This is a genomic window from Brachyspira pulli (genome assembly GCF_036997785.1).
Lineage (GTDB): Bacteria > Spirochaetota > Brachyspiria > Brachyspirales > Brachyspiraceae > Brachyspira > Brachyspira pulli.
In genome coordinates this window covers 25,748-34,499 of record NZ_JAWLQI010000034.1, presented here as the reverse complement: position 1 = coordinate 34,499, position 8,752 = coordinate 25,748, and the positions used below count along the sequence as shown (strand labels likewise).

General features: G+C 26.7%; 7 protein-coding genes. 2 read left to right on the top strand and 5 right to left on the bottom strand.

Annotated features, from left to right (window positions below; all coding sequences use genetic code 11):
- Positions 1–310 precede the first annotated feature (310 nt).
- Entirely contained in the window at positions 311–1,243 is a 933-nt protein-coding gene (locus R4K56_RS08900; RefSeq protein ID WP_335771828.1) for an alpha/beta fold hydrolase, read from the top strand.
- Positions 1,244–1,305: 62 nt separating this feature from the next.
- Here R4K56_RS08900 and R4K56_RS08895 read toward each other — a convergent pair whose 3' ends face one another.
- The 3 genes from R4K56_RS08895 to R4K56_RS08885 all read right to left on the bottom strand — a co-directional run bounded on the left by R4K56_RS08895 (position 1,306) and on the right by R4K56_RS08885 (position 4,025).
- On the bottom strand, positions 1,306–1,794 hold the full coding sequence (locus tag R4K56_RS08895) for an NUDIX hydrolase (protein ID WP_335758491.1): 489 nt from the start codon (positions 1,792–1,794) through the stop codon (positions 1,306–1,308).
- Positions 1,795–1,814: 20 nt separating this feature from the next.
- A complete protein-coding gene (tilS, locus tag R4K56_RS08890; protein ID WP_335771829.1) occupies positions 1,815–3,155 on the bottom strand; it encodes a tRNA lysidine(34) synthetase TilS in 1,341 nt (446 codons plus the stop codon).
- A gap of 366 nt (positions 3,156–3,521) precedes the next feature.
- The gene (locus R4K56_RS08885) at positions 3,522–4,025 is read right to left on the bottom strand and encodes a hypothetical protein (RefSeq protein WP_335771830.1); all 504 of its coding nucleotides are present in this window, start codon (positions 4,023–4,025) and stop codon (positions 3,522–3,524) included.
- Positions 4,026–4,507: 482 nt separating this feature from the next.
- On the opposite strand from R4K56_RS08885, the gene R4K56_RS08880 reads away from it, so the two are divergent.
- Positions 4,508–5,395 (top strand): restriction endonuclease, encoded by an 888-nt coding sequence (locus tag R4K56_RS08880; protein WP_335771831.1) that lies wholly within the window; start codon positions 4,508–4,510, stop codon positions 5,393–5,395.
- A gap of 403 nt (positions 5,396–5,798) precedes the next feature.
- Here R4K56_RS08880 and argH read toward each other — a convergent pair whose 3' ends face one another.
- Positions 5,799–7,187: an argininosuccinate lyase gene (gene argH, locus R4K56_RS08875; protein ID WP_335771832.1), complete on the bottom strand. Its 1,389-nt coding sequence runs from the start codon at positions 7,185–7,187 to the stop codon at positions 5,799–5,801.
- A gap of 2 nt (positions 7,188–7,189) precedes the next feature.
- Entirely contained in the window at positions 7,190–8,413 is a 1,224-nt protein-coding gene (locus tag R4K56_RS08870; protein WP_297299655.1) for an argininosuccinate synthase, read from the bottom strand.
- Positions 8,414–8,752: the final 339 nt, after the last annotated feature.

Below are 8,752 nucleotides of genomic sequence, written 5' to 3'. Positions count from 1 at the left end.
TATCTTTTTTTTCTGTTGTGCATTATACTGTTTCATAGGTATTCCTTTAGGTTTATTTCTAGTAATTTAAATTATAAGGAATACCTTCTTTTTTTAAACTAAAAGTGTGCAATATCTATGGCTCTTAAACAAAATACTTGAAAAATATTTATTGCATTAAGAAAAAAAATACTGTATAATTTATTAGCATTTTAAGGATTTATCAATAATAGTGTATAATCAATGACAAAACTTGATGATGCTCAAAGCAGAAAACAATATTGCAAAAGCAATTTTTTAATAGATTTTTTTATATATTGGAGTATTTTTTATGGAAATGCTAAATAGAGTATTAATATCAGATGATGGTCATAGAATGTATACATATCTTTTTATACCTAATTCTAAACCTAAAGCAATAGTACAAATAGTTCATGGACTTGGCGAACATGCCGGAAGATATATAGAGTTTGCAAATAAATTAACAGAAGCCGGATTTTTTGTTTGTGCCGATGACCATAGAGGATTTGGAAGAAGTACTGTTAGTAAAGACCAAATAGGACATATGGCTGATGATAAAGGTCATGAATTAATAATAGAAGACTTAAAACATTTAATGGTTAATGTTAAAGCCGATTATCCTAATATTCCTTACTTTATGTTTGGTCATAGTATGGGTTCTTTTCTTACAAGAGGTTTTCTAATAAAGTATCATAAAGATTTAGATGGTGCTATTATAATGGGTACAAGAGGAAAGAATAAAGGTATAGAAAATTTAGGAAAAACTATAGCTAATATTCAAAAATCAATATTCGGCGGAAGAAAAAGAGCATACTTGCTTGATAAATTATCAGTTGGAGGATATGGAAAAAAATTCTTTCCTAAAGATAAATCTGATTTAGCTTGGCTTACTTCTGATAAAGAAGAAATTAAAAAAGCTCAAGAAGATGAATATTTCTCTGATAAACCTGCAAGTATAGAAACTTATATTCAATTATTTGAACTTATAGAAAAAATTTCAAATAAAGATAATTATGCTTCTATGAATAAAGAATTCCCTATACTTTTAATATCAGGTGATAAAGACCCTGTTGGAGATATGGGAAAAGGTGTTAAATGGGTTTATGAAATGTATAAGTCATTAGGTTTTAAAGATGTTAATATTAGCCTTTATAAAGACGGTAGACATGAAATACTTAATGATATTCAAAGAGAAGAAGTAACTAAAGAAATCATCGATTGGATAAATGCACATATAGTCTAATATTTTTTATTATTATCAACTTTTTAAAAAATTATTAAAAAGTTGATAATGATAATCTTATATTAATCATAATATGCATAAGGTCCCACTTCTCTTGATGCATCATAATCTTCTTTTATGCTCATAGCATGTTTTTCTTTTGAATTAGTAAATTTCAAACAAGATTTTATAGCCTCTTTAGTAAGCGGCGGAACATCTTTCCTATTTAATGTTTCCTCTACATCAAGCCAAATAACCTCGCTATTTTCTTCATCATTGATTCTAGCTTCACCTGAAATATATTCAGCCCTGAAAGCTAAATACCAATCATCTGAAGAAAAACGCATTGATACTATTTCCATAGGTTTTACTACTACATTAGTTTCTTCTAAAACTTCTCTTGCAGCAGCTTCAGCAGGAAGTTCTCCTTCATTTATAAATCCTCCAGGTATTATAAGAAGTCCATTTCCTCTGCCGTAATTATGACGTCCTAATAATACTTTATTGTCCTTTATAACTACACAGCCTACGCCTTTTCCAAATATCATTCTTTCATTAGTAGAAAATGCCATTTTTATATCCTTTATTAATTTTATTTATTATAAAAATTTATTTCCAATATATATTCATCTTTATCACTAATAGCAGCTTCATTTGATATCCTATTCAAACTATAAGGCTTCAAATATAATGCCAATATATTTTTATTATCATCTGAAGTTATTACTGGTATTTCTTTTCTTTTATCTAAAGCAATTTTCAAATCTATAAAAATATTTCTTAGATATTTTTTATTGCCATTAGGATAGGCATACAAAAAATCTCCGTCTACTTTACTTCTTATTATAATAGGATAATTTGCTTTTATATATAGCTTATCCTTATAATTAATATTTTTATTTAAAACAGTTTTTATTTCAACTTTTTTATCAAAGAAATTATATATTCCATCTTTTTCTATTTTTAAATAATTATTTGTTTCATCACTATATTCTATTTTTTTTATACTTATAGAATTATATTCTTTTATTAAATAAGAATCATCAAGTCTTAATTTTATATTAGGCTTATTTGATTTTATTATATTAAGTATTTCAATAATTCTTTTCTCTGTTATTTCTATATTATTTTTTGCCAAGAATTTAATAATAATCTTTTTTATAAATAAAGTATTTATATTTTTTATATTTTCTATATTTAGAGTTTTATTATTAATATTTCTTTTATACAGTCTATTAACTCTTTTTCTTAATAATGCACTTTCATCATAAACTCTTTTAGCGAACTGTATAATATTATCTTTTGACTTTGTGTTAATTTCTTCAAGCATTGGTATTATTAAATTTCTTATTTTATTTCTAGCATAATAATTTTTTTTATTTGAAGAATCTTCTCTATGAGATAGATTATTATTTTTAGCATAAGCCTCAATGTCTTTTCTATAGAAATTTAAAATCGGTCTTAAAATATATCCTTTTTTATCTCTAAGACTTTTATAAACATTCGTTCCTGCACCTTTAATTATTCTATAAATTATAGTTTCAGTTAAATCATCTTTATTATGAGCTATTAATAAATAATCATATATTTTTTGTTTATGTAAAGATTCAAAAAAATCATATCTATCATTTCTAGCCTCAAGCTGTATATTTTTACCATTATAACTATTTGGTTTTATTTCTTTAACATATATTTTTATATTATATTTTTCAGCCATATCTCTAGCAAATAATTCATCATTTGTTGAATCTTCGCCTCTCAAATTATAATTAACATGTATTATTATAAGGTTAAATGATAATTTATCTTTCAATCTATATGCTAAATTAAGCATAACTTGAGAGTCTATACCTCCAGAATATGCCACAGCTAAGGTTTTATTTTTTATATCTTTGATATTTGATATCAAAAATTGTTCTACACTTTCCAACATAATAATCACTCATAATTTTTATTTTATATAATATCATAATATTAATATTTTTTAAAACCATAAAATAATTTATAATCTTATAACGCACGCAGAATAAAGCTAAAAATATAGATTTGTTTATAATTCAAATTTTATTATATTGTTAATTTGGTTTACCGTGCGTTAAATAAATTTTTAAATCTAATTACAATTTGGGTGGGGGCAAGAATTTATAATTAAGCCATAAAGATAATTAGTATTAAAATTCAAAAATAAAGCAATAAACTCTAAAGGGCGGGATATGTAAATAAATTTTTAAACTTATTTTTATAATTTTCCCGCAGAAAAAATATTTATAAAAAATAAATTTAATTTTTTATAAATTTATTACTGTACGTTTAATTGTTTTTCATAATTGTATTTCAATATTTCAGAAAATATTTTGCATGTTTTATTATTTATCTTATATCTATTGGTATTATTTTCTGTAACATATTCTAAATAAACATTCCCTTTATAAAAAAAATCAATAAGTTTATCTATATTATCAATTTTACTAAAACCTATGAAGACCAAACTATTTTCCGCATGCATTAAATCAATTTTAGGAATTACAAATGTATCTACCTTGTTATTAAATTGTACTTCTTTCAACCCTTCTAATAGTTCATCGAATCTAATTATAGTTTGTATAACAAATAAATCATCTCCCATTTTCAGAGTATTAAAAGATAAGGTATTAAATTTTTTCATATTAAATACATAACTACTTGATTTTTTATCATAGCTGAAATATTGTTTAAGAAAATTTTCATCAGCTTTAAAAGTAATAGAATATCCTGTAAAAACAAAAGCAAAAATTAAAATAAAAATTAATAATATTCTTTTCATAAATAAATCCTAATAAAACTTAAATATGTTTACTTAATTATAGTTTATTATTAGGAAAATACAATTAAATAAGTTTTTTAATGTATTTTGAATCCCACCCTTTTAAATTTATAGTTTTAATATCAATTAAAAATTTTATTTATATTAAAAGCTAAATAAGAAAAAGCATACCCACCCAAGTGCTGATTAAATTTAGAATTCTATCAACGCACGGTAAATGCACTATAATATATTATTTAAATTGAATTAATAATCAAACTTATATTTTTAGATTTGCTCACCGTGCGGTTAAAACATAATAAATTTAAATAAAACTTGGGCGGGTGCTATAATTTCTAATAAAGTAATAAGTATAATGAAACTACAATTACAAATTTAAAACAAAAGAGTATAAAGGGCGGGCTTTAGAATAAAATAAAAAACTAATTGTAAAAAAGCAATTATTAAAGTATGATTTTCTATATAGCTTAGGAGTTTTATAAATGGCACTTTTGAAATATCGAGATTATGACAAGTATGTACTAAAATATTTATATGATATAAAAGAAGCTGTACATAAAACTAAAATATACGAAAAAATAAAAGAATATACAAATCCTTCTGATGAAGATTTAAAACTAGTAAAAGAGAATAAATATTCTAAATTTAGTGATAGAGTTGATTGGTCATTAAGTTATCTTAAAAAAGCCCAGTTAATAGAAAATATAGAAAGAGGTGTATATCAAATAACTGACTTCGGTAAAAAATTCTATGAGGAAAATCCTAACTTTGATTTTAAAACATTAAAAGAAAAAACTCCTTATTTAGAAAACAGTAAGAGCAATTCAGATGATGAAGATATAGAAGAAATAGAAGACGAAAACAGAAATGAAATAGAAAAAAGCATTGAAGAATATTATGAAAGCGTGGAGAAAGATATACTCGACCGTTTACAGTCTATGGGTGAGAACAATGTTGACAAGGGCACTAAATTTGAAAATATATGTTTAGAACTGCTTGAGAAAATGGGTTATGGTAAAAAGTACAGAACAGGCGGAAGCGGAGACAGAGGAATTGACGGTACTCTTACTATGGATAAATTCGGATTCGATATGATAGGTATACAATGCAAATGCTACAAAGAAAATAATAAAGTTAATGATACTGAAATAACTAAATTTGCACACGGACTTAAAAATGTTAATGGCATAAACAGAGGAATTTTTATAACTACTTCTGATTATACTCCGCAGGCTAAAAAAGTTGTTGAGGAATTAAAAGATATAAAAATAATTTTGATTAACGGATACAGACTTGCTAAATATATGCGTGAATATGAAGTTGGAGTTAAAGTACTTGAAACAAGAAACATTTATGATGTGATAATATAAATTCATATTTTTACAGCTTTGGTAAAACCAAAAAAGTTGATATAATTTTTTAATTTATCTAATAATATAATTAATATAATAATTTTACTTTTTTGATTTATTTTAAATCCCGCCCTTTTAAATTTATAGTTTTAATATAAATTCAAAATTTTATTTATATTAAAAGCCAAATAAGAAAAAGCACACCCGCCCAAGATTTATTTAGATTTATAATGCATATACCGCACGGTAAATGCATTTAAATATATTATTTAAATTGAATTGATAATGAAATTTATATTTTTAGCTTTGCCCACCGTGCGTTAAAAATCATGCGGTAAAAAAATGCAATAAAAAAACAAGAGTACCATTTTTCAACAGCACTCTTGTTTTATATTTTTTTATTTACTTAAAAATAATAAATTTATTTTCCGTTTGATTTAAGCCACTCTTCGTTTATTTTTATCACTTCCATAACAGCACTTTCACTAGGACTTCCAATCATTGTCTTGTTAGAAACCTGAGCTTCTGGAGTTATACAAGTATAAATATCATCTTCAAACAAATCAGACTCTTTTTTATATTCTTCTATAGAAAGAGTAGAAAGATTTTTGTTATTGTTTATTGAATATACTACAAGACGTCCAGAAACAGCATGTGCATCTCTAAAAGGCATACCCTTCCTTACAAGATAATCAGCAACCTCAGTAGCATTCAAAAATCCTTCATTAACAGAGTTAAGCATATTATCTTTATTAACTTTCATTGTTTTTAATACATTAGGAAGTATTGATAAACAATTCTTAACATTCTCTAAAGAATCAAATATACCCTCTTTGTCCTCCTGCATATCTTTATTGTATGCTAAAGGCAAAGACTTCATCACTGTCAATATAGAAAATAAATTTCCGTAAACCCTTCCTGTCTTTCCGCGAATAAGTTCAAGTATATCCGGATTCTTCTTTTGAGGCATTAAACTTGAACCTGTTGTAAACTCATCATCAAATTCTACAAATCTGAATTCAGAAGTAGAATATAATATCAGCTCTTCAGAAAAACGGCTTAAATGCATCATTATTATTGATAAAGCAGATTCCACCTCAATAACAAAATCCCTGTCAGATACTGCATCTAAAGAATTAAGCATAACATTCTTGAAATTGAGAGTTTCAGCAGTTTTTTTGTTGTCTATTTTGTAGGTAGAACAAGCCAAAGCACCGGCACCTAAAGGCATAACATCTATTCTTTTATAGGCATCAGTCAATCTGTCAAAATCTCTTTTAAACATCTCAACATAAGCACCTAAATAATGTGCAAATGTTATAACCTGTGCCCTTTGAAGATGTGTGTATCCGCTCATATAGGTTTTTGTATGCTCTTTTTGAATGCTTACCAATGTAGAAATTAAATCTAATATTAAAGATTTTATATTCTCTACTTTGTTTTTTAAATGCATTCTCAAATCAAGTGCCACCTGGTCATTTCTGCTTCTTCCAGTATGAACTTTTTTTCCTACTTCACCTACTCTATCAATAAGCCATCTTTCAACTTGAGTATGAATATCTTCTAATTCAAAATCGAATTGAAGTTTATTATTTTCAATATCATCTAAAATTTGTTTTAGACCATTTATTATAGTTACGCTTTCATCAAGAGGAATTATTGAGCATTCTCCAAGCATTTTTGCATGTGCTATGCTTCCTAAAATATCCTCTTTGTACATCTTACAATCGAAGGATAATGAAGAATTAAAATCATTAGCTTCCTTGTTAAGCTCTTTAGAAAAGCGTCCTCCCCATAATTTTTCTTTCATAATTAAATATTTAACCCCATTTTTTTAGCTTGCTCTTTCATTAAAGCATTAACTTTTAAAGGTAAACCGAATAATGTTATGAAGCCCTGAGCATCATGGTGATCATATAATTCGCCTGTAGTAAAGCTAGCCAAGCTCTGATTATAAAGAGAATAAGGAGAAGTAACACCAGCAGGTATAATATTACCTTTGTATAATTTTAATTTTACTTTCCCTGTTACAGTTTGCTGAGTGCTGTCAATGAATGCACTTAAAGCTTCTCTTAAAGGAGTAAACCATCTTCCGCTGTATACTAAATCAGTTAATTTATGAGAAACTACTTGTTTGAAATATAATGTTTCTCTATCTAAACATAAGTGTTCAATTTCTCTATGAGCAGCATAAAGAATAGTACCGCCAGGAGTTTCATATACGCCTCTGCATTTGATTCCTACTACTCTGTTTTCTAATAAATCAACTATACCAACTGCATGCTTTCCGCCTATTTCATTTAAATATTTAACTAAATCAGAAGGAGAGAAAGTTTTTCCGTCTACTTTAGTTGGTATGCCTTTTTCAAATTCTAATTCTACAAACTGACCTTCATTAGGAGCATTCTCTAAAGTGTTTGATAATTTAAGAAGTCTTTCATAATTAGGCATATTAGCAGGATCTTCAAGTTCTAATCCCTCATGTGATAAATGCCAAAGGTTCTTATCTCTTGAATAAGAATCATCTTTTTTCATAGGAACTTCTATGTTTCTTTCTTCCAAGTATTTGATTTCTTCTTCTCTTGAAGCTATGTTCCATTCTCTCCAAGGAGCAATGATTTCAAAGTTAGGAGCTAATGCTTTAACTGTTAATTCAAATCTTACTTGGTCATTACCTTTTCCTGTAGCACCATGAGCTATAGCTGTAGCACCTTCTTCTAAAGCAACTTCAACAAGTTTTTTTGCTATTAAAGGTCTTGCTGCAGAAGTACCAAGTAAATATTTATCCTCATATACAGCTTCAGCTTTAACTATAGGATAGATATAATCTGTAACAAATTCATCTTCGCATTTAACTAATCTGTATTTTACAGCACCAGTTTTTAAAGCTCTTTCCTCTAAACCGTCAGTTTCTGTACCTTGACCAACATCTACACATACAGCGATTACATCATAATCATAATTCTCTTTAAGCCATGGTATAATAACTGTAGTGTCCAAACCGCCTGAATAGGCTAATACTAATTTTTTTTTCATGATAAATCCCTTCTTTACTTATAAAATGTTTTTATTTAATTATTGATTTGCAGGGCTTTGCCCACCACTCTGTGTGCTATGCAGCACCCCACTTCTTTTGCCGACGCTCTGCGTGCCTAGGCAAGGCACCTACTTGGTGTTGCCACAAAGAAGCAAAAAGGCTATATTTTACTAGATACCACTACCAATCGTATTTTATGAAATGTATAAATTAAATAATTTATTTGACATATAAAAACATAATTAATATGATTTAACACTATTTTTTACTTGCACTTTTTGGTTCTTTTTGCGGCGGGAAAAAGAACAATAAAAAATTAATAAATTTTTAGTATATAT

Coding starts and splice junctions, on each gene's coding strand:
- R4K56_RS08900 (WP_335771828.1), top strand. CDS start 311: ATGGAAATGCTAAATAGAGTATTAATATCAGATGATGGTCATAGAATG.
- R4K56_RS08895 (WP_335758491.1), bottom strand. CDS start 1,794: ATGGCATTTTCTACTAATGAAAGAATGATATTTGGAAAAGGCGTAGGC.
- tilS (WP_335771829.1), bottom strand. CDS start 3,155: ATGTTGGAAAGTGTAGAACAATTTTTGATATCAAATATCAAAGATATA.
- R4K56_RS08885 (WP_335771830.1), bottom strand. CDS start 4,025: ATGAAAAGAATATTATTAATTTTTATTTTAATTTTTGCTTTTGTTTTT.
- R4K56_RS08880 (WP_335771831.1), top strand. CDS start 4,508: ATGGCACTTTTGAAATATCGAGATTATGACAAGTATGTACTAAAATAT.
- argH (WP_335771832.1), bottom strand. CDS start 7,187: ATGAAAGAAAAATTATGGGGAGGACGCTTTTCTAAAGAGCTTAACAAG.
- R4K56_RS08870 (WP_297299655.1), bottom strand. CDS start 8,413: ATGAAAAAAAAATTAGTATTAGCCTATTCAGGCGGTTTGGACACTACA.